Origin of the sequence: Streptomyces sp. ADMS (assembly GCF_033441795.1) — a bacterium.
In the GTDB taxonomy this organism is placed as follows: Bacteria; Actinomycetota; Actinomycetes; order Streptomycetales; family Streptomycetaceae; genus Streptomyces.
This window is the reverse complement of the sequence record NZ_JAVFVX010000034.1, coordinates 14,114-38,319: the sequence shown is the minus strand read 5'-3', so window position 1 is coordinate 38,319 and position 24,206 is coordinate 14,114. Positions and strand designations below refer to the sequence as shown.

Here is a 24,206-nt window from a genome sequence, read left to right as displayed (position 1 = left end):
GTTCGCCGGTTCGCCGGTTCGCCGGTTCGCCGGTTCGCCGGTTCGCCGGTTCGCCCGATGATGCTCCCGCCGGACGCGCGAACGCACGGCGGCGCGCGGAGCGTGCTGGAACAAGGCACGTCTTCATCCTCACCCAGGGTGACCGCGTCCGGTGACGGGCCCCGGCCGGCACTCCGGCAGCGATTGTCAGTGGGCGGTGCAAGACTCGGCAGAGCAGGCAACGGGTCCCTCGCAGAGGGCGAGGCCCCACAGAGGAGGGCAACGATGCTCACCACCCGTTTCGTGACCGGCGCTCCGAACTGGATCGATCTCGGCACCCCAGACATCGAGGGTGCCACCTCCTTCTACCGTGCGCTCTTCGGCTGGGACTTCCAGTCGGCGGGCCCCGAAGCCGGCGGGTACGGCTTCTTCCAGCTGGGCGGGAAAACCGCCGCAGGCGGCATGCAGACCACCGAGGAGCAGGGGCCGCCGTCCTGGACGGTGTCCTTCCGGACGCCGGACGTCGACACCACCGTAAAGGCCGCCGAGCAGGCAGGGGGCGCCGCCCCCATGCCGGCGATGGACGTGATGGACGCGGGCCGGATGGCCATCCTCACCGACACCGCCGGCGCTGTCTTCGGCCTCTGGCAGCCCGGCCGGAACAAGGGCCTCGACGTGGCGGGCGACCTCAACTCCCTGTGCTGGGTGGAGCTCTACACGACGGACGTCCCCAAGGCGGCCGCGTTCTACGGCGCGGTGCTGGGCCTGGAGACGTCGGCGGTGCCGTTCCCGGGCGGCTCGTACACCTGCGTGAACCCGGCGGGCACCGGGGACGACGGCATGTTCGGCGGAGTCATCGACGTGGACGACGACCCGACGGGCACCGAGACCACTCCGTACTGGCTGCCGTACTTCGAGGTCGCCGACACCGACACGACGGTCACCACGGCCCAGGAACGCGGCGGCCGGGTCCGGATGCCGGCCGTGGACGTGGAGGGCGTCGGCCGCATCGCCAAACTCGCCGACCCGTACGGGGCACTCTTCGCGGTGATCAAGAGCGCGCCGGCGCAGATGTAGCGCGAGGTCGGCCCAGAGGGGCACGGGGCTGTGCCGATCTGCGGCTGCGCCGCGGTGAGGGCGCGACAAAGCCCCCACCGACCCGCGGCAAACGAACCCCGTGCCCCGCAGAGCGCCTACGCCGAGGCGCGGCGGACCAGTGTCGTCGGCAGGACCACGCCGGCCGGCGCGCCCGCCGGGCCGCCCTTTCCGACGGGATCGAGGTGCCGCAGCAGGCGGGCCATCAGCCTGCCCATCCCCTCTATGTCCTGGCGGACCGTGGTGAGCGGCGGATCGGTCTGTTCGGCGACCGGCAGCATGTCGTCGAAGCCGACCACGGCCACGTCCTCGGGCACGCGCCGTCCACGTTCGCGCAGGACACGCAGGGCGCCCGCGGCGGTGAGGTCGTTGGCGGCGAAAACGGCGTCCAGGTCCGGGCACCGGTCCAGGAGTTCACGCATCGCGCGCTCCCCTCCCCCCGGGGTGAAGTCGCTCTCGGCGATCAGTCGTGGGTCGGCGTCGGGCAGGACGTCCCGGAACCCGTCGAGCCGGTCCGCCGCCGAGGTCTGGTCGAGGGGGCCCGTGATGTGTGCGATGCGCGTCCGCCCCAGGGCGGCGAGATGCCGTACGGCACTTTGGGCGCCGCCCCGGTTGTCGCTGTCGACGTACACGGCGTCGCGGGTGCCGTCGCTCCAGCCGGGCCGGCCGCCGAACACGGTGGGTAGGCCGGCTCGCTGGACCAGGCCGGGCAGCGGGTCGTCGAGATGCAGGGAGAAGACCAGGGCGCCGTCGACATGCCCGCCGGCGAGATACCGCCCGACGCGGGAGTGGTCGTCGCGCCCTTCGGTGAGCAGCAGCACGAGTTGGGAGTCGTGGGCGGTCAGTTCCTTGCTGATTCCCCGGAGCTGCAGGGCGAAGAAGGGGTCGGCGAAGACCCGGGTCTCCGGTTCGGCGATGACGACGGCGACGGCGTCGTGCCGCCTGGTCACCAGGGAACGGGCCGCCTGGTTGGGCACGTACCCGAGTTCCTCGACGGCCTGCCTGACCCGTTCGACCAGGGGTTCGCGCACGCCGTCCCCACCGTTCACGACTCGCGAAGCGGTGGCCCTGGAGACCCCCGCCCTCGCGGCCACGGCCTCCAGAGTGGGACGCGACGCGGTCTCGGTCACTTCGGGGCTCCTCATCGGCGGTTGCCGATCAGGATAGTCCCGGCCCGTACCGGACGAGAGCGCTCTCGGGCCCCGTCAGTGCCCGTGCGACGAGGACTGCGTCTCCCTCGCCCCGCCCGCACCGTGCGGCTCGTACCCCGGAATCGTTCCGTCCGTCTTCCGTACCAGGAACAGTCCCGCCATCCCCATGTCCGAGTGACTCTGTACATGGCAGTGGTACATCCACGCGCCCGCTCCGACGCCCTCGCCGGCGATCACCTGGAACCCGAAGGAGTCCGCCGGGCCCACGATCTTGTTGTCGACCACCTGACTCGGGTCGTCGGGGCCGGTGAGCAGGCCGGTGCGGTTGTCCGCCCAGCGGTGACCGTGCATATGGAAGGTGTGGTAGTACTCGCCGTGCGTGATCATCACGAACTCGACGCGATCACCCACCGTGGCCTCGAAGTCCGGACTCAGATGGCCGGGCCGGTTGTTGATCGACATGTCGTTGAAGACGATCGCGTACGTGGTGTCCGGGAGGATGTCCCCCTTGCGCCGGACGATCACCGGGCCGTAGAGACCCTTGCGGATGCCGCCGGTGCCGTGGTCGGTGCCGACGACATGGTCGTGGTAGTGCCAGTAGCCCGCGCTGCCCGCCCGCCAGGTGCCGTCCGCGCGCCGGACCGGGGCATGGGTGCGCCAGGTGTAGGTGCGGGTGCCGCCCGGTTCGACGTCGCTGTGCGACAGTTTCGTGCCGTCGCTGGAGATCTCGTAGTCCATGCCGTGGACGTGCAGACTCACGGCCACGTCCGTCGTGTTCTCCAGGGTGATGTGTGCCGTGTCGCCCTCGTTCAGTTCGATCAGAGGGCCCGGGACGGACGCGGTGCCCTTCGCGAAGCCGTAGCCCATCTGCCCGTCGGCGAGCCGCTCGGCGTACAGCCGGATGTGCCGCACCTCGCCGCCGGCCGGGGCCGTCTTCGCGGGTGCGGCGGTCGTGGCAGTTGCGCCGCCGGCCTGCGGGGCGACCGACAACGATGTCGCGACGGCCGCGCCACCGAGCAGCACCCGCCGGTTGAAGTCACGTCTGTCCATGCAGAACTCCCCACCCTGGTACGGAAGATGCGCAACGGGAACGAAGGGAACCGGTGAGACGGTAGCGGCACGGCACCCGTTTATCCACACCCAGGACAAAGTTCGTGCCATCCCGGTCATACCTCTTGGCGCGCCACCCAAAGAGGTCTAGCTTCCTTGGCGTTTGCTGTGACCGAGGAGGGGTGGGTGACCACATGCGGTTCACATCGCATCAAGCGTCCATGCGTTTACGGGAGTTGAGCGCGAAGAGCAGAGACGGAGGAAGCAGCGGGAGCGGGCGCGGACGGGCCTGGGCGGCCACCATTGCCGCGTCGGCCATCACCGCCGGGCTGCTGTCGGGGCCCGCCGCGAGCGCGCGGCCGGCTCCCGATCCATCCGTGACAACGATGTCCGTCACGTCGCCTCCCGGCGGCACCGGTGTACGCGTACTGGTCTTCCACGGTTCGGCGGCGGCCGGGGACGAATCGCCGGTCGTCAACGCCGGGATCGAGGCGATCGAGCGGATCGGGCTGTCCGGCCCGGTGGAACAGCGCTTCGAGGTGGAGGCCACGGATGACGCCTCCGTGTTCACGGACGGGTCCCGGCTGGGAACCTTCAACGCGATCGTCTTCCTGACCGGGGGCGGTGACGTCCTCGACCCGGACCAGGAGGCCGGGCTGGAGACCTACATGGAGGCCGGCGGCGGTTTCGTCGGCATCCACGACGCGGCCCGGGCAGAACCGTACTCCGCCTGGTTCACCGGCCTGGTGGGTGCCCGGCCGGCGGCCACCAGCCCAACGGCCGTACAGCGGGCGATCGTTGAGGTCGGCGACCGGCGGCATCCGGCCACCAGGGAACTGCCGGTGCAGTGGAAACGGCCGGACCAGTGGCTGAACTGGGTGAAGAACCCGTCCGGCGATGTGCACACCGTGGCGCGGGTGCGCGAGTCGACGTACAAGCCCGGCGCGAGTGCCAACGGATGGGACCACCCGGTGAGTTGGTGCCGTGACTACGACGGCGGCCGGTCCTTCTACACCGGCATGGGCGGCACTGCGTCGTCGTACGACGAGACGGACTTCCGCACCCATCTGCGCGGGGCACTGCTGTGGACGACCCGGCTGGCGCAGGCCGACTGCAGGGCCACCATCAACGCGAGCTACAAGGCGGAGCGGCTGACCCAGCCCAACCAGCCGGGACAGAGCGACCAGACCGGTGAGCCGCACGGTCTGGTGACCGCGCCCGACGGGCGGGTGTTCTACATCGGCCGTGGCGGCGCCGACTCGTCCCAGCCGGTGGTCACCGACTGGAACCACCCGGACATCGGCAAGGGCAGGGGGCAGGTCCACGTCTACGACCCGAGGACCAGGAAGGTCACTCTGGCGGGCGAGTTGACCGTCTTCGGCAACAAGGGCGGCGGAGACGAGCTGATCAAGGTCGAGGAGGGACTGCTCGGTATCGAGCTCGATCCGTCCTTCGAGCGCAACGGCTGGGTGTATCTCCACTACACGCCCCATTCGCGGATCAACCGCGACACCAGGATGGCCGAGCGGTACGTATCCCGTTTCACGCTCGACCCCGCCACCAGTCGGCTCGACCTGAACAGCGAGAAGGTGCTGCTCAAGTGGCCGGTACAGATCCACAGTTGCTGTCACTCGGGCGGCGGGATGGCCTGGGACTCCAAGGGCAATCTGTACATCGCCACCGGTGACAACAACTCCAGCCAGTTCAGCGAGGGTTACTCCGGCAACAACCCCCAACCCGCCTACAAGGGGGTGTCGTTCGCCGACGCCCGGCGCACCGCCGGCAACACCAACAACCTCAACGGCAAGATCCTGCGCATCCATCCTGAGTCCGACGGCACGTACACGCTTCCCGGGGGGAACCTGTTCACGGGCCGGGAAACCGACGAGGGCGGCGGCAAGACCCGCGGCGAGATCTACGTGATGGGGGTCAGGAACCCGGCCCGCATCTCCGTCGACAAAGCGACCGACACTCTGTACGCGGGCTGGGTCGGACCGGACGCGAGCGCGCCCTCGACGACCTGGGGACCGGCGAAGTACGACACGTTCGCCGCCATCACCCGGGCGGGCAACCGGGGTTGGCCGTACTGCATGGGCAACAAGCAGCCCTATCGTGACCGCAATCTGCCCGATCCGTCGAAGCCCCTGGGCTGGTACGACTGCGACCACCCGAAGAACGAGTCGCCGAACAACGACGGTCTGGTCAACCTGCCGCCGGTCACCGGCAACAACATCTGGTACTCGCCCCAGGGCGGCGCCCCCGACTTCCCGCGCGACGTGAACGGCATCCCGTCCTACAAGCAGGCGGAGAGCACATATCTGCTGCCGTGGCTGAAGGGCGGTGGCCAGGCGGCGATGAACGGTCCGGTGTACCGCTACGACGCGGCGAGCACGAGTACGGCCAAGTGGCCGGCCTACTGGGACGGCAAGTGGTTCGTGGGCGACTTCTACGACGCCGACCAGCCGCGCAACGCGGTGCTCACCGACCCGAAGACCCAGGGCGACGGCGGACTGCCCGTCCACTCCGAGTCGCTGAAGAAGATCGTGCCGGTCGGGAACGACGGCATCAGGAACCTCATGGACTGGAAGTTCGGTCCCGACGGCTCGCTCTATGTCCTCGACTACGGCCGGGGTTTCTTCACCTCGGACGCCAAGTCGGCACTGTGGCAGATCACTTACACCGGCGGGGACCCGACGCCCGCGGTCGGCGACCTCGCGAGGGGAGCGGAGTAGTGCGCAGACGCAAGGCTCTCTGGACGGCCCTGTTGGCGTCCCTGTTCATGGTCCTCGGACTGACGTCGGCAGCAGGGGCGCGCACCACTGCCGAGCCCGCCGCCGGGCCCGCCGCCGCTCAGGTGCTCACCTGGACGGCGGGCGACGACATCACCAGGTACGACTCCGCGCCCACGACCGCCGTGGCCGGCGCGACGACGCTCGTCTTCGAGAACAGTGCGGCGACCGGCAACACCATGGGAATGCCCCACACGTTGACGTTCGACGTCATCGACCCGGAGTACAACAACGACGTCCCGCTCAACATCCTCGCCAACCCGAACGACGACCAGGGCGGCCGGCACACCGCCGAGGTCACGCTCACCCCCGGCCGTTACCGCTACTACTGCACGATTCCGGGCCACGGCCAGATGCAGGGCATCCTCGTGGTGACGGAGGGCGACGGTGGTGACACGACAGCCCCGGAGACCTCGGCGACCGTCACCGGTGCGCAGAACTCGCAGGGCCAGTACGTCGGTTCGGCGAGCGTGGCGATCGGCGTGAGCGACGAGGGGTCCGGCGTCGACCGGGTCGAGTACGCGATCGGTGCCGACGGCGCCTGGCAGCCGTACACCACGCCGGTCGTGATCGACCAGGTCGGCAGCCATTCGGTGCGCTACCGGGCGTTCGACAGGGCGGGCAACGTCTCCGCCGAGAAGAGCGTCGCGTTCGCGGTGGTGGCACCGCCGACGGACGACACCACGCCGCCGGAGACGTCGGCGACGGTGAGCGGCGAGCAGAACCCGGACGGGGCGTATCCCGGCATGGCGACGGTCACCGTCTCGGCCTCGGACACCGGGTCCGGGGTCAACACGGTCGAGTACGCGGTCAACAGCGGGAGTTGGCAGTCGTACACGGGCCCGGTGATGGTGCATCAGGTCGGCAGTCACAGCGTTCGCTACCGTGCCACCGACAAGGCGGGCAACGTCTCCGCCGAGAAGAGCGTCGCGTTCACCGTCGTGGCCCAGCCCGCCGAGGACACCACACCGCCGGTGACCGGGGTGACCGTCGAGGGCACCCGGAACGCGAACGGCGCCTACGTCAACAGTGCCAAGGTGACTGTCGGCGCGACGGACCACGGCGGCTCGGGTGTCGCGGCGGTCGAGTACTCGCTCGACGGCGGGCCCTATCTGGCGTACACCGTGCCGCTGGTCCTCGACCGGGCGGGCGCGCACACCGTGACCTACCGGGCGAGCGACAGGGCGGGCAACACGTCCGAGGCCCGCTCGGTGAGCCTCACGATCGTGGCGGGCGGCGGGGTTCCGGCGCCCGACTGCCCTGAGTACGACGAGCGGTTGACGGTGATCGTCGGCACGGTCGACTCGGGGGTTCCCAACCGGGTCACCAACAACCGTTGCCGGATTGGCGAGTTGATCGAGGACGAGCGGGAGTGGACGTCCCACGCCCTGTTCCTCAAGCACGTACGGACCGTCCTCGACCGGCTCTTCAAGGACGGTGCCGTCGACGAACGCGAGGACGCGGCGATCGAGGAGGCGGCCCGCGCGTCCGGTATCGGCAGGCCGGGCCAGACCGAGGGCTATCGCACGATCCTCGACGGTACGCCCGCGTCCTTCGCCAAGTGGCATCAGGTGGGCGGCGGTTCGTTCGCGCCGAACGGCGACGGGTCGATCACCAGCGGCACCACGGTCGCGGGGCTGGGCATGCTGTGGTTCCCGGAGCGCAAGTACGGCGACTTCTCGCTGAAGCTCCAGTGGCGTGACGACGCGCCCGGCACCGGAAACGCCAACTCGGGTGTGTTCGTGCGCTTCCCAGGGGTCCACGGTCACCCGGAGGAGGCACGGCCGGAGTGGGTCGCCATCAAGTACGGGCACGAGGTGCAGGTGCTCGACCGGCCCGACGGCGACATGTACAAGACAGGCTCGGTCTACGGCTTCGACCGGGTGGGGCTCGCCGGGGCCGGCGTCACGCAGAAGGGCACCTGGAACGACTACGAGATCCGGGTGGTCGACCAGCACTACTCGGTGTTCCGCAACGGCGTGCTGATCAACGAGTTCGACAACGCCGGCGGCCAGGACTTCACCCCGCCGCGCTCGGACGACCCGGGCACGGACGGGCGGCGGTTCGCGTCGGGGTACATCGGCCTCCAGGTGCACGGCACGACCGACGTGGTGTCGTACCGGGACATCCGGATCAAGGAACTGTGAGGCGGCCGACGCCCTCAACCTCCGCGCCGGCGAAGGGGGGTCAGGGGGCGAAGGCAGCGGTCCGGCGCGTCACCGTCATGCTCAGGGGGCTGGGCCTCATGGTCCCCTTGACCAGCGGGGTCACCTCCCGTCCGGTGGCGTGCCGGAGCCGCCAGTGCCGCAGCAGGGTCGCGACGACGAGCGGGATCGCCGTACGGCCGAACACCTCGCCGATGCACGCGCGGGTACCGGCGCCGAACGGGAGGTGCGCCTCCCGCTGGGCGTCGGTGACCCGGTCGGGGAGCCAGCGGTCGGGGTCGAAGCGGTGCGGGAAGGGGAACGCCTGCGGGGCGCGGTGCAGGCAGTAGAGGCTGAAGGCGATGTCCGCACCGCCGGGAATCCGGTGTCCGCCCAGTTCGACGGGACCGGTGGTGACGCGGCTGAGCAGCCAGAACGGCGGATACAGGCGCAGCACTTCGGCGAACACCCGCTTGAACAGCGGAAGGTTGGCGAGGTCCTCGGCGCGCAGCGGCCGGTCACCGGCCGCGATGCGCAGCTCGCCGAGCACGGCCTCCTCCACCTTGGGGTGGATGGCGAGACTGTGCAGGAGCCAGGCCGCCGCACTCCCGGTGGTCTCGGTGGCGGCCATCAGCATGCCGACGACCTGCTCCGTCAGTTCGGCGTCGGTGAGGGCGGCGCCGGTACGCGGGTCCGTGGCCTGCATCATCGCGGAGAGGAGATCGCCCCGGTCGCGCCCGCCGCCACGGTACGTCCGGATCTCCCGGTCGACAAGGCGGTTGATGCCGTTCAGGGCCGAGCGGAAGTCGATGTTGGCGGGCAGCGGCATCCGGTGCACCCAGGCGACCGGGATCAGCATCCTGCGGTACAGCCCGGCGAGCAGATGCGGGAACAGCCGCTGGATGTCCTGCCCGGCCTGCACGGTGCCCGGCCCGGAGAACAGGGTGCGGGTGACGACCTCGGTGGCCAGCCGGTGCATGGTCTGCACCATCTCCAGCCGCTGCCCGTCGTGCCACGACCGCCCCAGCGCGTCCGCGCACGCCTCCGTCACCCCGGAGTAGTCGACGATCCGCCGCGGCTGGAAGGCGGGTTGCAGTATCGGCCGTTGCACCGCATGGTCGGCGGCGGGACAGCTGGCGACGCTGTTGCCGGCCAGGGTCCGTACGCCCTCGACGTAGATGCCGCCCTGGTCGAACATCCCCGGTTCGGCCAGTAGTTGCCGTACGAGATCCGGGCGGGTCACGAGGTGGACGGGCCTCGGCCCGACGCGCACGACGACGACTCCGGTACGGGCCGCGGCACCCGCGTGCTGGCGTTCGAAGAAGAGCAGCGGGTCGCGCAGGATCTGCCACAGATGCCCGGCCACCGGGAGAGCGCCGGGGGCGGCCGGCGGGCTGGTGACCGTCAAGGCCGGATTCATGGTGCGCTTCCCCCAGGGTCGAACTCGTACGCGTGCCGGGCAGAGCCCGTACGGTCGCAGGTCCCGCCGCCGCCGAGGAAGGCGCCCGGAGACAGCGCCCGTTGCACCCCGGAGGCTCGCCGTTCACGGCGTACGCCCCTGACGTAACGTCTGATCCCTTCCACAGCTGCCAAGTTGGCGAAGTCAGTCCTTCCGGGCCCGACTTGGCTGTACGCGCTTGGGCTCGCCCGGCATCTTCGGGTACTCCGGGGGATACGGCAGGTCACCGAGTCCGTGCTCGTGTTCGTCACGGCGGGCGAGTTCGAGCAGGGCGTCGAGGGAGAAGGCGTGGTCGTCCATGTCCGCGTGGACGTCGCCGAGTTGGGCGTAGCGGCCGGGCATGGTCGCGATGTCGAAGTCGCGGGGCTGCGCGTCGCCGACCTCCTCCCACCTCAGGGGCGCCGAGACCGGGGCATGCGGGTGAGGCCGTACGGAGTAGGCGGAGGCGATGGTGCGGTCGCGGGCGGTCTGGTTGTAGTCGACGAAGATCCGCTCCCCGCGTTCCTCCTTCCACCACTTGGTCGTCACCTGCTCCGGCATCCGCCGCTCCAGCTCCCGCCCGACGGCGATCGCCGCGCGCCGCACCTGTGTGAACGTCCACTGCGGTTCGATGGGGACGAAGACATGCAGACCCCGCCCGCCGGAGGTCTTGGGCCAGCCCCGCAGACCACCGAACTCATCGAGGACGGCGCGCAGTTCGTGCGCGGCCCGGACCGCGTCGCCGTAATCCGTGCCGGGCTGCGGATCGAGGTCGAGGCGCAGTTCGTCGGGTCGGTCGACATCGGCGCGGCGCACCGGCCAGGGGTGGAAGGTGAGGGTGCCGAACTGGGCGGCCCACAGCACGGCGGCGACCTCGGTCGGGCACATCTCGTCGGCGCTGCGACCGCTGGGGAAGGTGATGTGGGCGGTCGGAATCCAGTCGGGCATGTTCTTGGGTGCCCGCTTCTGGAAGAAGTTCTCGCCGGTCACCCCGTCCGGATACCGCTCCAGGGTGGTGGGCCGGTCACGCAGCGCGCGCAGGATGCCGGGGCCTACGGAGAGGTAGTACTGGGCGAGGTCGAGCTTGGTGTAGCCAGGCTCCGGAAAGAAGACCTTGCCGGGGCTGGACAGCCGTACTGTCCGGCCGAACGCCTCCAGCTCCACTGCTTCGCCCATGCGAGCCACGGTAGGCGCACCGAACAAAACCCGCATACCGGGCGATTCGAGCTGGGCGCGCGCAGAATCGAACCATGGATCTCCCGGTCATGCCCCCCGTGAAGCCGATGCTCGCCAAGTCCGTGGCGAAGATCCCCCCGGACATGCAGTACGAGGCGAAATGGGACGGCTTCCGGGCCATCGTGTTCCGTGACGGCGCCGAAGTCGAACTCGGCAGCCGCACCGGCAAGTCTCTGACCAGATACTTTCCGGAGCTGGTGGCTGCCTTGCGGGAGCGGTTGCCCGAGCGGTGCGTGGTGGACGGGGAGATCGTGATCGCGCTCGGTGGGCGTCTCGACTTCGACGCGCTGACCGAGCGCATCCACCCGGCCGAGTCCCGGGTGCGGACGCTGGCCGAGCGAAACCCTGCCTCGTTCGTCGCGTTCGACCTGCTGGCGCTGGCCGACGAGTCGCTCCTCGACGTCTCGCTGACCGACCGTCGCGCGCTGCTCACCAGGGCGTTGTCCGGTGCAACCGCCCCTGTTCATGTGGCGCCGGCGACCACCGACATCAAGGTGGCCCGGCAGTGGTTCGAGCAGTACGAGGGGGCGGGCCTCGACGGTGTCGTCGCCAAACCGCTCACCCTGCGCTACCGGCCGGACGAGCGGGTGATGTTCAAAATCAAGCACGAGCGGACGGCCGATGTCGTCGTGGCCGGGTACCGGCTGCACAAGAGCGGACCGATCGTGGGTTCGCTGCTGCTCGGCCTGTACGACGCCCGGGGCGTCCTCCAGCACGTCGGGGTGAGCGCCGCGTTTCCGATGAAACGGCGGGCCGAACTCGTCGGGGAGCTGGAGCCGCTGCGGCTGACGGACGTGGGCGAGCATCCGTGGGCCGCCTGGGCGGACGAGGCGGCACACGAGGCAGCGCGGCTGCCGGGGGCGCCGAGCCGCTGGTCGGCGAAGAAGGACTTCTCGTGGATTCCGTTGTGCCCCGAACTGGTGGCCGAGGTGGCTTACGACCACATGGAGAACGGGGCGCGGTTTCGGCACACGGCCCGTTTCCGCCGCTGGCGCCCGGACCGTACGGCCGACAGCTGCACATACGACCAGTTGGAGGAGCTGGTGGGGTACGACCTGGCGGAGATCCTCGGCCCACGGGGCTGAGGTCACCCTCCGGACACGTCCCCGTGGGCCGTTCGGTCCCTTCACCGCGCGCGAACAGGAACTACCGGGTATGGCCACCAATGATCCGATAAGCGCACAATCATAGGCACGGACTGGGCGGCGACGGTGGGCATGCGACAGATGGCGAGAACGACACGGACACGGCGCCGCGGTACGGCTACGGCGGTGCTGCTGGCCGCCGCGGTCACGGCCTCCTTGATGGCCGGCTGCACGACGGGCGACCGGCCCTCCGACGACGGGCGCGGGCAGACCCGCAGCCGGAGCCAGGAACCCGGCCCCAGCGAACGGCAGGCCCCGACGAGCGCCGGCCCGGTCCTCGCCGTGAAGATCGACAACGTCCGCGCGGCCCGTCCCCAGACAGGCCTGGAGGCGGCGGACATCGTGTACGCCGAGCAGGTAGAGGGCGGTCTGAGCCGCCTCATGGCGGTGTACGCCACCCGGCTGCCGGAGGCCGTCGGGCCGGTGCGCAGCGCACGCGAGTCCGATCTGGAACTGCTGCGCCAGTTCGACGAGCCGACGCTCGCCTTCTCCGGCGCACAGGGCAGGCTGCTGCCGCTGATCGACCGGGCTCCGCTGAACGCCGAGTCGCCGGAGTCGGCGGCCTCCGGCGCCTACTACCGGGGCGCGGGCAGGGCGGCGCCGCACAACCTGTACCTGCGGCCGGAGCGACTGATCGGCGCCGCGCCGGGAGCGGACGCACTCACCACCGGCTTCCGTTACGGCGCCGCTCCCGAGGGCGGGACCCCGGCGAAGTCGCGCACCGTCCGCTTCCCGGCGGCGCGCTTCACGTTCACCTGGTCCGCGGACCGGCACGGCTGGCTGGTGTCGATGGACGGCACCCCGACCATCACGACCGACGGCGAGCGGATCGCCGCTCCGACGGTCGTCGTGCAGTACGTGAAGGTGCGCGAGTCGCGGTTCCACGACGTCCTCGGCAACAACTCGCCGTACACCCAGACCGTGGGCTCGGGCCGGGCCCAGGTCCTGCGTGACGGGCGGGTGTTCGAGGTCGAGTGGCAGCGCGGGTCGGCCACGGACGGGACGGACTTCACCACGGCGGACGGCACTCCGGTGAACCTCGCGAAGGGGCAGGTGTGGGTCGTGTACGCGACAGCGTGACGAGAATCGGGCCCACTTCACCGCGGACCCGGCCGAGCCTGCCCGCCTCACCTCACGCCTCGAACGGCAGCCCCGCCCGCGCCAGTTCCCCCGCCGCCCCGCGCAGCGCAGCCGCGAACCGTGTCACCCGCTCCTGCGTGAACCGCGTACTCGGCCCGCCGAAGGACAGCGCGGCCACCACGGTCCCGCTCCTCCCCCGAACCGGCACGGCCACCGCCGACAGCCCCTCCTCGCGCTCGCCGTGACTCACGGCGTACCCGTGCTCGCGGGCCTCCTCGATCCAGGTGCACAGGGTCGCCAGATGTCCGGCCCCGTGCGGTGAGGCCTCCGCGACCCGAAGCAGCAGCGCGGCCGGTGCGTCGAGGAGCAGGGCCTTGGCCACGCCGCCCGCCCACAGCGGGAGTTCGTCGCCCACCCGCACGACCTGACGCAGTGCCTGCGGCCCCTCCTCCTGAGCGATGCAGACGCGGTGGATGTCGCGGCGCACGTACAGGTGCACCGTCTCCTTGTGCTCGGCGGCGAGGTCGCGCAGCAGCGCCTGGGCCTCGGCCGGCAGCCGCCAGGCCTGTTCGGCCAGCCGGGACCAGCGCAGCAGCGCGGGGCCCGCGGTGTAGCGGCCGTGTTCGTCGACCCAGAGCAGTCCGTTGAGGCGCAGGGTCTGGAGCAGTCGCAGGACGGTGGTCTTCGGCAGTCCGGAGGCGGTGACGATCTCGCGGAGGGACAGCGCGGGGCGGACCTCGTCGAAGAGTCCGAGAATGTCGATGGCCCGCTGGACGGTACGCATCCCCGCGGGTTCGGACTCGACTGCGGCCCTCGCCCCGGATCCTCCGGCTGCCATCCCTGGTCCTCCTCGGCTCCGGACCGCCCCGTGGCCGGGGGCGGTCTCGTCTCCGCACGGTATCCGCTCCAGGTCCGCTGGGCGGACCCGGCTGCCGCGGAAGGGCTGTCAGCGCTGGGAGGTGAGCGGTTCCGCCGGGTTGCGCAGCCCTTCCGCCGCGTCGGCGACGCGCTGGATGAGTTCGAGGAAGACGGCCTGCTCGCCGGCGGAGAGCGGGGCCAGGAAGACCTGGTTCATCCGGGCCGTCCGCACGGTCAGCTTGCGGTGCGTGCGCGTCCCGTCCTCCGTGGGACGCAGCAGGGAACGGCGGCCGTCCTCCGGGTCACGCACCTTGTCGATGAGGTCCCGGCGGCCGAGCCTGCTGACGACCTCGGCGACCGTGGACCGGTCGAGGCCCACCCGCTCCCCGACCGTGCGCTGGTCCAGGCCCGGTTCGGCGACCAGCGCGTTCAGGACCGCGAACTGCGGCGAGGTGATCTCCTCGGAGACCATCGTGTTCCACAGCAGGTAGTGCGCCTGCTGCAGTCGCCGGGCGAGGTGCCCGGGGTGGGTGGAGAGGTCCACCGCGGCCATGTCCGCTCCTGGGGTCGTTCCGCGTGGGCGTACAGAATTCGTTGGTGTACTGACGATACAACTCATCGCACACCGTGTCTCCCGCCTGCACACAAGGCCTCGACCTGGTATTTTCCTCCACCTATTGACGACATGACCGGCGAGTGGCAGCGTGAGAGAAACCTTGCCGAAATGCTCAGTGCCCTGAGTATTTGCGCTCGGAAGAGATGGGGCTTCACGGATGGACAAGGTGGTCGCCACAGCCCTGGAGGCGGTGGCCGATGTGCCGGACGGCGCGTCGCTCGCGGTGGGCGGTTTCGGGCTCAGCGGAGTGCCGAACGTGCTGATCCGGGCGCTGTACGAACGCGCGGTCTCGGGGCTGTCGGTGGTGTCGAACAACTGCGGGGCGATGGAGTCCGGCCTCGCGGTGCTGCTGGCGGCGGGCCGGATCGCCCGTGTCACCGGTTCGTACATCGGCGCGAACAAGGAGTTCGCCCGTCAGTACCTGGCCGGTGAGCTGGAGGTCGAGCTGATCCCGCAGGGCACGCTCGCCGAGCGGCTGCGCGCCGGCGGTGCCGGTATCCCCGCCTTCTACACGCCCGCCGGGGTGGGCACGCAGGTAGCGGAGGGCGGGCTGCCCTGGCGGTACGACGGCTCCGGCGGCGTCGCTCTGGCGTCACCACCGAAGGAGGTGCGGGAGTTCGACGGCACGGACTACGTGCTGGAGCACGGTATCCGTACCGACTTCGCGCTGGTCCGGGCCGCGAGGGGTGACCGGCACGGCAACCTCGTCTTCAACAAGGCCAGCCGCAACTTCAACCCCCTCGCCGCCATGGCCGGCCGCATCACGGTCGCCGAGGTCGAGGAGCTGGTCGAGCCCGGCGAGATCGAGCCGGACGCGGTGCATCTGCCGGGCATCTTCGTGCAGCGGGTGATCGCGCTGACGCCCGAGCAGGCGGCCGACAAGCGGATCGAGCAGCGGACGGTGAGCAGCTGATGGCCTGGAACAGGGAAGAGATTGCCGCCCGCGCCGCACGTGAGCTGCGGGACGGGCAGTACGTGAACCTGGGCATCGGCCTGCCCACGCTGATCCCCAACTACCTCCCCGACGATGTCGAGGTGGTCCTGGAGTCGGAGAACGGCATCCTGGGCACCGGCCCCTACCCGACCGACGACCAGGTCGACCCGGACCTGATCAACGCGGGCAAGGAGACCGTCACGGTACTGCCGGGCGCCTCCTTCTTCGACTCCGCGCTGTCCTTCGGGATGATCCGGGGCGGGCACATCGACGTAGCCGTGCTGGGGGCGATGCAGGTGTCCGCGGGGGGCGACCTGGCGAACTGGGCCATCCCGGGCAAGCTGATCACCGGGATCGGCGGTGCCATGGACCTGGTGCACGGTGCTCGTACGGTGATCGTGGTCATGACGCACACCGCGAAGGACGGCTCCCCGAAGATCCTGGAGGAGTGCGCGCTGCCGCTCACAGGCAGAGCGTGTGTGAACCGGGTCATCACCGACCTGGGCGTCCTGGACGTCACCGAGGACGGACTGGTGCTCGTGGAGACCGCGCCGGGCGTCACGACCGAGGAGATCGTGGCGAAGACCGCCGCGAAGGTCCGCATCCCCGAGGAGATCCAGCCGTGAGCCTCAAGGACGTCTACATCGTCGACGCCGTACGGACCCCGTTCGGCCGCTACAACGGTGCCCTGGCCGGTGTCCGCCCGGACGACCTCGCCGCCCACGCCATCCGTGAACTCCTCGCCCGTACGCCCGGCCTGGACCCTTCCCGCATCGAGGACGTCTACTTCGGCAACGCCAACGGCGCCGGCGAGGAGAACCGTAACGTCGCCCGGATGGCCGGCCTGCTCGCCGGGCTGCCGACCTCCGTCCCCGGGGTGACGGTCAACCGGCTGTGCGCCTCGGGCCTGGAGGCGGTCATTCAGGCGGCCCGGGCCATCGCGGTCGGGGACGCCTCGGTCGCCGTGGCCGGTGGCGTGGAGTCGATGACCCGCGCCCCCTACGTCCTGCCCAAGAACGACCGGCCCTTTCCCGCCGGGCACACCGAGCTGTACTCGACCACGCTCGGCTGGCGCATGACCAACCCGAGGATGGACCCGCAGTGGACCATCCCGCTCGGCGAGTCCGCCGAACTCATCGCCGACAAGCACAAGATCACCCGCGAGCAGCAGGACGAGTTCGCCCTCACCAGCCACCGCAGGGCCGCCGCGGCGCAACAAGCCGGCCTGTTCGACGCCGAACTCGCTCCCGTTCCGATCCCGCAGCGCAAGGGCGACCCGGTCGCCTTCGCCGCCGACGAATCGGTACGCGCCGGTGCCTCCCTGGCGGCCATGGCCAAGCTCGGACCGTCCTTCCGCACAGAAGGCGGAACAGTCACGGCGGGCAATGCCTCCCCTCTCAACGACGGCGCCGCCGCTCTGCTCCTCGTCGACGAGGAGGGCCTGCGCGCGACCGGCCGCGAGCCCCTCGCCCGTGTCTGTGCGACCGGCGTCTCGGCCATCGCCCCGGACTACTTCGGCCTCGCCCCCGTCGAAGCGGTCAACCGCGCACTCGCCAAGGCGGGAAAGGGGTTTGACGACCTGTCAACCCTCGAACTGAACGAGGCGTTCGCCGCCCAGGTCCTCGGCTGCGTCGCCGAATGGCCCGAGTTCGACCCGGCGGTCCTCAACCCGCAGGGCGGTGCCATCGCCCTCGGGCACCCGCTCGGCGCCTCCGGCGCCCGGCTCGCCGGTACCGTCGCCCATCAACTCGCCCGCAAGGGCACGGGAGTCGGTGTCGCCACCCTCTGCATCGGCGTGGGCCAGGGCCTCGCCCTCGTCCTCGAACGCTAGGAACTCCCCATGGCTCTCACCCAGTCGGACATCGACATCGAGGTCAACGACCTCCAGGACGCCTACGACAAGGCGGTCGCCGAAGGCGCCCCCGTACGGAACCACCCGCCGCGCGACTACGCCCCCTACCGCAGCTCGGTGCTGCGTCACCCGAAACAGCCGCTGGTCGCGGTGAACGGCGGGGACCCGGAGACGGTCGAGCTGGCGGGGCCGGTGTTCGGCGTCACCGACATCACCGACATCGACAGCGACCTCACCGTCCAGCACCAGGGCGAGCCGCTCGGCGAGCGCATCACGGTCTCCGGACGGCTCCTCGACCGGACCGGGCGGCCCGTGCGCGGTCAGCTGATCGAGCTGTGGCAGGCCAACGCCTCCGGCCGGTACGCACACCTCCGGGACCAGCACCCGGCACCGCTCGACCCCAACTTCACCGGTGTGGGACGGGTCCTGACGGATGATCAGGGAAGGTACCGGTTCACCACGATCAAGCCGGGCGCCTATCCGTGGCGCAACCACACCAACGCCTGGCGGCCCGCGCACATCCACTTCTCGGTCTTCGGCACGGCGTTCACGCAGCGGCTCGTGACGCAGATGTACTTCCCGAACGACCCCCTGTTCCGCTACGACCCGATCCTGCGCTCGGTGACCGACGAGGCCGCTCGCAACCGTCTGGTCGCCGAGTACAACCACGACCTGTCCCAGCCCGAGTTCTCGCTCGGCTACGAGTGGGACATCGTCCTCGACGGTCCCTCCGCCACCTGGATCGAAGAAGGCCGCGACTGATGAGCGTCTCCCCCCAGAACCTGCTCCCCCCCACGCCCTCCCACACCGTCGGCCCCTTCTACGGCTACGCCCTCCCCTTCCCCGAGGGCGAGCAGGTCGCGCCCAAGGGCCACCCGGACACGATCACCCTCCACGGGTACGTCCTGGACGGCGAGGGCAACCCGATTCCGGACGCCCTGCTGGAGTTCTGGCAGGCGGCGCCCGACGGATCCCTCGCCGGGGCCCCCGGCTCGCTGCGCCGCGACCCGGTGACGGGCGGCTTCCTGGGCCGCAACGGCACCGACTTCACGGGCTTCGGACGGGTCGCCACCGACGCCGACGGGCACTACGCGCTGTACACACTGCCGCCGGGCAACACCGGCCTGCCGTACATCAGCGTGTGCGTGTTCGCGCGCGGCCTGCTGACGCACCTGTACACGCGTGCGTATCTGGCGGACGGCGCCGATCCGCTGCTCGACTCCCTGCCGGCCGAGCGGCGCGCCACGCTGGTCGCCGCCGAGGGCGAGCGGCGCACGTACCGTTTCGACATCCGCCTTCAGGGTGAGGGCGAAACGGTCTTCCTGGAGTTCGAGTGACACCACCTGCAGATGCCGAGTCCGACGCCGACACCGGCCTGCTCTCCCCCGGGTGGGCCGGCTCCCCGGCGGCCTCCGCGACGAGCGACACCGCGTATCTGCGGGCGCTGCTCGACGCGGAGGCCGCGCTGACCCGGGCGCAGGCCGGACTGGGGCTGGCGCCCGCGGAGGCCGCCACGGCGGTCGACACGGCCACCGGGTCCCCGGACGCCTTCGACACGCGGTCGATCGCGCTGCGCGCCCGGACCGGCGGCAACCCGGTGATCCCGCTGGTCGCGGACCTGACGGCGGCGGTCGGCGCGGAGTACGGGCCGTACGTCCACCGGGGTGCGACCAGCCAGGACATCCTGGACACCGCGACGATGCTGGTCGCCGTCCGCACCCTGGACCTGGTCCTGACGGACCTCGACCGCACCGCACGGTCACTCGCCCGGCTCGCCGCCGACCACCGCGACACCGTGATGCCGGGCCGCACTCTCACCCAGCACGCCGTACCGACGACCTTCGGGCTGAAGGCTGCGGGCTGGCGTTCCCTGGTGCTCGACGCACGGGACCGCCTGACGGCAGTACGCCGCACCCTGCCCGTCCAACTCGGCGGCGCCGCAGGCACCTTGGCCGCGTTCACCGTGTTCGGGGCGGCCGACGCAACCGTGGACACCCGGGCCCTGGTCGCCGCCTACGCCCATGAACTGGGCCTCGCCGAACCGGTGTTGCCCTGGCACACCCTGCGCACCCCGGTCGCGGATCTCGCCGGGGCGCTCGCCTTCACGGCCGGAGCCCTCGGGAAGATCGCCGCCGATGTGCTGACGCTCGCCCGTACCGAGATCGCCGAGGTGTCCGAGGGCAGCGGCGGAGGCTCGTCGGCGATGCCGCACAAGGCCAATCCCGTACGGTCCACGCTGATCGCCGCCGCCGCCCGGCGCGCACCGCAGCTCACGGCCACCCTGTACGGCGCGCTCGTCGCCGAGGACGAGCGGCCGGCCGGTGCCTGGCACGCCGAGTGGGAGCCGCTCAGGGAACTGCTCCGGATCGCCGGGGGCGCCGCCCGGGACGCCGTCGAGCTGACCGGGGGGCTACGGGTCCACGCGGACACCATGCGCCAACACCTGGCCCTCACACATGGGTTGATCGTCTCCGAGCGGCTGGCCGCCGAACTCGCGCCGGTGCTGGGCCGGGCCCGCGCGAAGGCCCTGCTCACCGATGTGGCCGCCCGCACGTACACCGAGGGACGCCCGCTCACTGAACTCCTTTCCGAGGAACCGGAGTTGAAGGGCCTGCCCGTCGACGACCTGACCGACCCCGCCCGTTACACCGGCTCCGCCGGAGCCCTGACCGACCGTGCTCTGGAGCGACTGTGACCGACAAGCTGCTGCACCACCGCGTCGAGGGCTCGGCCACCGCTCCCCCCCTGCTGCTCGGGCCCTCGCTCGGAACGTCGTACGCCCTCTGGGACAAGGTGGCACCCGAGCTGTCCGTGACGCACCGGGTGGTCCGCTGGGACCTGCCCGGACACGGAGGCTCGGCGCCCGGACTGATCGGGCCGGGGGCCACCGTCGGTGATCTGGCCGCGCTGGTGCTGGCGCTGGCCGACTCGCTCGGGATCGACCGATTCGCCTACGCGGGTGTGTCGTTGGGCGGCGCGGTCGGTCTGCATCTGGCCGTCCACCACCCGGAGCGCGTGTCGTCTCTCGCCGTTCTCTGCTCGTCGGCCCACTTCAACGGCACGAAGCCGTGGGAGGAGCGGGCCGCGCTGGTGCGGAGCGAGGGGCTGGCCGGGCTCGCGGAGAGTGCCGACGCGCGCTGGTTCACGCCCGGGTTCACCGTGCCGGAACTGGTCGCGGATCACCGGAACGCCGATCCGGACGCCTATGCCGCCTGCTGCGACGCCCTGGGCGCCTTCGACCTGCGCGACCGGCTCGCCGGGATCGGCGCGCCCACGCTGCTCGTCGCCGGACGCCAGGACCCGGCCACTCCCCCGGCCCATCTGCGGGAGATCGCGGACGCCGTGCCGGGTGCCGCGCTCGTCGAACTGGCGGGCGCCTCGCACCTGGCGGTCGCGCAGTGCCCGGAAGCCGTACTGGCCGCGCTGCGCCCGCACCTCGGGGCAGCACCCCGGCGGGGCATGGAGGTGCGCCGACAGGTGCTGGGCGACACCCACGTGGACCGGGCACAGGCGCGGCAGACGCCCTTCACGGCCCGCTTCCAGGACTTCATCTCGCGCTACGCGTGGGGCGAGATCTGGACCGACCCGACGCTCAGCCGACGCGAACGCAGCATGATCACGCTCACCGCGCTGGTCGCCCACGGCCACTACGACGAGCTGGCGATGCACGTCCGCGCGGCCCGCCGCAACGGCCTCACCCCCGAGGAGATCGGCGCGGTGCTGCTCCAGACGGCCGTGTACTGCGGGGTCCCGGCGGCCAACTCGGCGTTCGCGGCGGCGCAGCGCGTGCTCGCGGAGGAGGACGGTTCGGAAGGGTGAACCCTGCTGGTCGGGCCTCAGCAACGTCACGCGTGTGGCTCCGGCCGTGAACTGAGCGTCGAAGGGCGCGAGTTGCGGCTCACCAGGGCCGCCTCGCGCCGGCCTTCCTCACCCGCCCCCTGCGGCCCACGCTGCGGGCGGACGCGCCCTCGCGGATCGCGCACGCCGACTCGGCCGACCAGAAGCCCCGCGACTTCGAAGGTAGGGCCGTGCGCGGGCGCGCGAGGAGGCGTACGACGGTCAGCTGCGGGGCGCCCGCAGTAGGTCACGGAGCAGTTGCTCCGGGCCTGACCACCTGCACCCGGCGCCCCCGCAGGTCAGCGCAGTCCCCGTCCCGTCTCCAGTACCTCCCGTGCCTGGGCGACCAGGCCGTCGGCGCCGCACGACTTGGCCAGGGTCAGGCCGCGTTGGATCTCGGCGACCGAGCGGGCGGCGATGCCGTACTCGACGCGGGCCGCCGCGTGTTCGTACTGGCAGGGTGACGCCTCCAGGTAGGCGACCGCCTGGGCGGCCAGGCGTACCGCCCGCTGGCCGGTCTCCAGGGCCGCCGCGCAGCGGAGGGCCTCGCCGATGGCGGTGTCCGTGCCGAAGCGTTCGGCGTTGCGGCGGGCGTCGGCGGCCAGCACTGCGGCCCGGAGCGGGTCCTCCGTCGCCAGGGCCCGGGCCAGGTCGACGCCCCAGGTGGCGAGCACCGGGTTGTGGAAGCCTCGCGCGGTCGCCGCCTTCTCCGCGGCCTCCAGTTCGTTGATGCCCTCCTTGGTACGGCCGACGGCGATGAGCAGCCTGCCGCGTACGGCGCGGGGTTCGGGCAGCACGATGGTGGACGGGTACGGCGGGGCGAAGCCGTACTGCTCGGCGATCGCCCAGGCCTCCTCGACGTGCCCGCGGGCGAGCAGCGTGTCGACGAGGTTGCAGGTCGCCGACCAGTACAGGGGCAGGCCGCGCCCGACGCGTTCGGCGAGGCGCAGGGACTCGCGCAGGGAGGTCTCGGCCTCTCTGAGGCGGCCCCGCCTGCGGTGCCCGAGACCGACGTAGGCATGGGCGAGGGAGAGGTGGCCGCCGCTCCAGCCCGCGGTCTCGTAGGCGCGCAGGGCGTCCGTGTAGAGGGCCTCGGCGCGGTCGAGACGGTCGGTGTAGGCGTACGCGCAGGCCAGCATCATCAGCAGTTCGATGCCCCACTCGGGGTCGGTCCAGCCGAGTCCGGGCGCGAGACGGCCGTTGACGAGGGCGCGGTCGCACACCTCCACGACCTCCTCGGCGTTCTCGCCGTGGGTCATGGCGTCGAAGCCGCGCAGTATGAGCAGCGCGCGCTCGGAGTTGTCCCGGCCGGTGCAGGGGCGGGCGAGGTCGGCGAGACGCCCGGAGCGGCCCGGCGCGGTCACGTCGCCCCCGTAGAGGCCCTCCCACATGAAGTGCACGGCCTGCAGCCGCATCCGGGCCGGCCCCGGTCCGTGCCGGGCGGCCTCCGTCTCGACCGTGCGGACCGCTTCCTCCAACTGGTTGTTGTGCAGCAGTGCCTGGGACAGCCGGACGACCGCGTCGACCCGTTTGCCGCCTTCGAGGCCGGGCATCGCGAGCGCGGTCTGGAGATGTTCGATCGTGGTGGCGGGCGCGGTGAGCAGGGTGGCGCAGCCCAGTTCGTAGAGCACGTGCGCATGGCTCTCGGGCCGGGGCGGTTCCAGCAGGGCGCGTTCAAGACAGCGGCGGGCCGCGTCCGGGGCGCCGACCGCCTGGTGTTCGCGGGCGGCCTCGCGCAGCTGGTCGACGAGTTCCTCGTCGTCGTCCGGATACACATGGAGGAGATGGTGGGAGGCCGCCGCGGCACCGCGCCCGGACTCGGTGACGACCTGGGCGGCGATGCCGTGCATAGCGGTGCGCATGCCGTCCGGGATGGAGTCGTAGACGGCGGTGGCGATCAGCGGGTGGACGAACTCCAGTGCGCTGTCGGTGATCTGACCGGGCGTCAAATGAGGCTCGGTGAGGATGCGGGCAGTGCACAGGAGGCTGGCGCAGCGGTGGGCCTCGTGGTGGCTGAGGGTGGCCAGCCGGGCCACGAGGTCCACATTGATGCCTGTGCCGAGAATGGCCGCCGCCCAGGCGAAGCGGGTGGCTTCGACGCCCAGGTCCTCCAGGCGGGCGACGAGGCCGCCGCCGCGCGCCGAGTTGTTGAGTTCGCGCAGCTTGCCGCAGGACGCCTCGACCGGGGCCAGTCCGGCGTCCTGGACCTTGGCGAGGAGTTCGACGGTCTCGTAGGGGTTCCCGCCGGTGACCGCCCACACCTCGCGGCAGAACGGGGCGTCGGCGTGCGGACCGAGGGTGGTGCGGGTGAGGCCGGCGGCGGCTGTCGGAGTCAGCGCGTCGAGGGTGGCGACGGGTCCCGCCGTCCGGGCGATCGCCTCCAGGTGGTCGGCGCGGATACCGGCGGCCTCGCCGGGCCTGTGGGCGACCACGACGAGCACGGACAGGTCGTCGAGCCGCTCGGCGAACGCGGCCAGCCAGCGCAGGGTCTCCTGGTCGACCCAGTGGGCGTCGTCGATGAGCAGGACGAGCGGCCAGTCACGCTTGGCGAGCCGCCGTACGGCCGCGACCAGGCCGTCGCACACGCCCTGCGGGTCGGCCGTACGGTCGCCGGGTTCCGTTATGCCGAGGGCGGGGCCGGCGATGTCGTACCAGTCGCCGAGGTATTCGCGGGCCTCCTCCGGCATCAGCGACACCAGCGCGGTCTGCAGCAGCTGCCGTACGACGTTGAAGGGGACGGACTTGAGCGTCTCGCCTCCGCGCGCCGACCACACCATGCAGTTGCGCCGCTCGGCGATGCGCCGGGTTTCGGCCATCAGCGCTGTCTTGCCGAGGCCCGCCTCGCCGGTGAAGAGCAGCAGACTGCCCGAGGAGGCGCTGTCGGCGCACAGAGCGTCGATCGCCTGCTCGGCGGCGGCGAGTTGTGTGTCGCGCTCCCACAGGGCGGCAGAACCGGCCGTCCCGGGCCGTTCCTCCGTCATCCCGCTACCTCCCCAAGTCGC

20 protein-coding genes are annotated in these 24,206 nt (G+C 71.2%); 12 read left to right on the top strand and 8 right to left on the bottom strand.

Annotation, left to right across the window (positions count from 1 at the left end):
• Positions 1-264: 264 nt before the first annotated feature.
• Complete coding sequence (locus RB628_RS17120; protein WP_318321306.1) at positions 265-1,056, top strand: VOC family protein; 792 nt, start codon at positions 265-267, stop codon at positions 1,054-1,056.
• 116 nt (positions 1,057-1,172) lie between these two features.
• Here the strand turns inward: RB628_RS17120 and RB628_RS17115 are convergent, their stop codons facing one another.
• The 3 genes from RB628_RS17115 to RB628_RS42640 form a co-directional block, all read right to left on the bottom strand.
• Positions 1,173-2,204: a LacI family DNA-binding transcriptional regulator gene (locus RB628_RS17115; protein ID WP_318321305.1), complete on the bottom strand. Its 1,032-nt coding sequence runs from the start codon at positions 2,202-2,204 to the stop codon at positions 1,173-1,175.
• Positions 2,205-2,279: 75 nt separating this feature from the next.
• A complete protein-coding gene (locus RB628_RS17110) occupies positions 2,280-3,275 on the bottom strand; it encodes a multicopper oxidase domain-containing protein (RefSeq protein WP_318321304.1) in 996 nt (331 codons plus the stop codon).
• 211 nt (positions 3,276-3,486) lie between these two features.
• Positions 3,487-3,672, bottom strand: a complete 186-nt coding sequence (locus tag RB628_RS42640) for a hypothetical protein (protein WP_412180675.1) — start codon at positions 3,670-3,672, stop codon at positions 3,487-3,489.
• Between RB628_RS42640 and RB628_RS17105 the strand changes: the two genes are divergently transcribed.
• The gene (locus RB628_RS17105) at positions 3,662-6,007 is read left to right on the top strand and encodes a ThuA domain-containing protein (protein WP_412180674.1); all 2,346 of its coding nucleotides are present in this window, start codon (positions 3,662-3,664) and stop codon (positions 6,005-6,007) included. The genes RB628_RS42640 and RB628_RS17105 overlap by 11 nt on opposite strands.
• A 47-nt stretch (positions 6,008-6,054) precedes the next feature.
• Positions 6,055-8,211: an OmpL47-type beta-barrel domain-containing protein gene (locus tag RB628_RS17100; protein WP_318321337.1), complete on the top strand. Its 2,157-nt coding sequence runs from the start codon at positions 6,055-6,057 to the stop codon at positions 8,209-8,211.
• A gap of 40 nt (positions 8,212-8,251) precedes the next feature.
• On the opposite strand, the gene RB628_RS17095 is transcribed toward RB628_RS17100, so the two are convergent.
• A complete protein-coding gene (locus RB628_RS17095; protein ID WP_318321303.1) occupies positions 8,252-9,628 on the bottom strand; it encodes a cytochrome P450 in 1,377 nt (458 codons plus the stop codon).
• A gap of 183 nt (positions 9,629-9,811) precedes the next feature.
• On the bottom strand, positions 9,812-10,822 hold the full coding sequence (gene ligD, locus RB628_RS17090) for a non-homologous end-joining DNA ligase (protein WP_318321302.1): 1,011 nt from the start codon (positions 10,820-10,822) through the stop codon (positions 9,812-9,814).
• A 74-nt stretch (positions 10,823-10,896) separates the two neighbouring features.
• Between ligD and RB628_RS17085 the strand changes: the two genes are divergently transcribed.
• Both RB628_RS17085 and RB628_RS17080 read left to right on the top strand, forming a co-directional pair.
• Positions 10,897-11,967, top strand: a complete 1,071-nt coding sequence (locus RB628_RS17085; protein WP_318321301.1) for an ATP-dependent DNA ligase — start codon at positions 10,897-10,899, stop codon at positions 11,965-11,967.
• A gap of 141 nt (positions 11,968-12,108) precedes the next feature.
• Entirely contained in the window at positions 12,109-13,107 is a 999-nt protein-coding gene (locus tag RB628_RS17080; protein WP_318321300.1) for a DUF3048 domain-containing protein, read from the top strand.
• Between the two features lie 52 nt (positions 13,108-13,159).
• On the opposite strand, the gene RB628_RS17075 is transcribed toward RB628_RS17080, so the two are convergent.
• Positions 13,160-13,945: an IclR family transcriptional regulator gene (locus RB628_RS17075; RefSeq protein ID WP_318321299.1), complete on the bottom strand. Its 786-nt coding sequence runs from the start codon at positions 13,943-13,945 to the stop codon at positions 13,160-13,162.
• A 108-nt stretch (positions 13,946-14,053) separates the two neighbouring features.
• On the bottom strand, positions 14,054-14,518 hold the full coding sequence (locus tag RB628_RS17070; protein ID WP_318321298.1) for a MarR family winged helix-turn-helix transcriptional regulator: 465 nt from the start codon (positions 14,516-14,518) through the stop codon (positions 14,054-14,056).
• Between the two features lie 220 nt (positions 14,519-14,738).
• On the opposite strand from RB628_RS17070, the gene RB628_RS17065 reads away from it, so the two are divergent.
• From RB628_RS17065 to pcaD, 7 genes are read left to right on the top strand one after another with little or no spacing between them, the layout of a single operon-like run.
• Positions 14,739-15,494, top strand: a complete 756-nt coding sequence (locus RB628_RS17065; protein ID WP_318321297.1) for a CoA transferase subunit A — start codon at positions 14,739-14,741, stop codon at positions 15,492-15,494.
• On the top strand, positions 15,494-16,141 hold the full coding sequence (locus RB628_RS17060; protein ID WP_318321296.1) for a CoA transferase subunit B: 648 nt from the start codon (positions 15,494-15,496) through the stop codon (positions 16,139-16,141). Before RB628_RS17065 ends, RB628_RS17060 begins: the two co-directional genes overlap by 1 nt.
• Positions 16,138-17,346 (top strand): thiolase family protein, encoded by a 1,209-nt coding sequence (locus RB628_RS17055; protein ID WP_318321295.1) that lies wholly within the window; start codon positions 16,138-16,140, stop codon positions 17,344-17,346. The genes RB628_RS17060 and RB628_RS17055 overlap by 4 nt, the downstream gene beginning before the upstream one ends.
• A 9-nt stretch (positions 17,347-17,355) precedes the next feature.
• Complete coding sequence (gene pcaH, locus RB628_RS17050; RefSeq protein WP_318321294.1) at positions 17,356-18,129, top strand: protocatechuate 3,4-dioxygenase subunit beta; 774 nt, start codon at positions 17,356-17,358, stop codon at positions 18,127-18,129.
• A complete protein-coding gene (pcaG, locus tag RB628_RS17045) occupies positions 18,129-18,704 on the top strand; it encodes a protocatechuate 3,4-dioxygenase subunit alpha (RefSeq protein WP_318321293.1) in 576 nt (191 codons plus the stop codon). Before pcaH ends, pcaG begins: the two co-directional genes overlap by 1 nt.
• Entirely contained in the window at positions 18,701-20,062 is a 1,362-nt protein-coding gene (pcaB, locus tag RB628_RS17040) for a 3-carboxy-cis,cis-muconate cycloisomerase (protein WP_318321292.1), read from the top strand. The genes pcaG and pcaB overlap by 4 nt, the downstream gene beginning before the upstream one ends.
• The gene (gene pcaD / locus RB628_RS17035; RefSeq protein WP_318321291.1) at positions 20,059-21,186 is read left to right on the top strand and encodes a 3-oxoadipate enol-lactonase; all 1,128 of its coding nucleotides are present in this window, start codon (positions 20,059-20,061) and stop codon (positions 21,184-21,186) included. Before pcaB ends, pcaD begins: the two co-directional genes overlap by 4 nt.
• Positions 21,187-21,503: 317 nt before the next feature.
• Here the strand turns inward: pcaD and RB628_RS17030 are convergent, their stop codons facing one another.
• Positions 21,504-24,185 carry an ATP-binding protein gene (locus RB628_RS17030; RefSeq protein ID WP_318321290.1) on the bottom strand — a complete coding sequence of 894 codons (2,682 nt, stop codon included), beginning with the start codon at positions 24,183-24,185 and terminating at the stop codon, positions 21,504-21,506.
• Between the last annotated feature and the right edge of the window lie 21 nt (positions 24,186-24,206).

Bases quoted from the DNA above. Each gene is read 5' to 3' on its own strand.
- RB628_RS17105 (WP_412180674.1), top strand. From the start codon at position 3,662: ATGTCCGTCACGTCGCCTCCCGGCGGCACCGGTGTACGCGTACTGGTC.
- RB628_RS17110 (WP_318321304.1), bottom strand. From the start codon at position 3,275: ATGGACAGACGTGACTTCAACCGGCGGGTGCTGCTCGGTGGCGCGGCC.
- RB628_RS17060 (WP_318321296.1), top strand. From the start codon at position 15,494: ATGGCCTGGAACAGGGAAGAGATTGCCGCCCGCGCCGCACGTGAGCTG.
- RB628_RS17100 (WP_318321337.1), top strand. From the start codon at position 6,055: ATGGTCCTCGGACTGACGTCGGCAGCAGGGGCGCGCACCACTGCCGAG.
- ligD (WP_318321302.1), bottom strand. From the start codon at position 10,822: ATGGGCGAAGCAGTGGAGCTGGAGGCGTTCGGCCGGACAGTACGGCTG.
- RB628_RS17065 (WP_318321297.1), top strand. From the start codon at position 14,739: ATGGACAAGGTGGTCGCCACAGCCCTGGAGGCGGTGGCCGATGTGCCG.
- RB628_RS17070 (WP_318321298.1), bottom strand. From the start codon at position 14,518: ATGGCCGCGGTGGACCTCTCCACCCACCCCGGGCACCTCGCCCGGCGA.
- RB628_RS17085 (WP_318321301.1), top strand. From the start codon at position 10,897: ATGGATCTCCCGGTCATGCCCCCCGTGAAGCCGATGCTCGCCAAGTCC.
- pcaH (WP_318321294.1), top strand. From the start codon at position 17,356: ATGGCTCTCACCCAGTCGGACATCGACATCGAGGTCAACGACCTCCAG.
- RB628_RS17075 (WP_318321299.1), bottom strand. From the start codon at position 13,945: ATGGCAGCCGGAGGATCCGGGGCGAGGGCCGCAGTCGAGTCCGAACCC.
- RB628_RS17120 (WP_318321306.1), top strand. From the start codon at position 265: ATGCTCACCACCCGTTTCGTGACCGGCGCTCCGAACTGGATCGATCTC.
- RB628_RS17030 (WP_318321290.1), bottom strand. From the start codon at position 24,185: ATGACGGAGGAACGGCCCGGGACGGCCGGTTCTGCCGCCCTGTGGGAG.
- RB628_RS17095 (WP_318321303.1), bottom strand. From the start codon at position 9,628: ATGAATCCGGCCTTGACGGTCACCAGCCCGCCGGCCGCCCCCGGCGCT.
- pcaG (WP_318321293.1), top strand. From the start codon at position 18,129: ATGAGCGTCTCCCCCCAGAACCTGCTCCCCCCCACGCCCTCCCACACC.
- RB628_RS17080 (WP_318321300.1), top strand. From the start codon at position 12,109: ATGGCGAGAACGACACGGACACGGCGCCGCGGTACGGCTACGGCGGTG.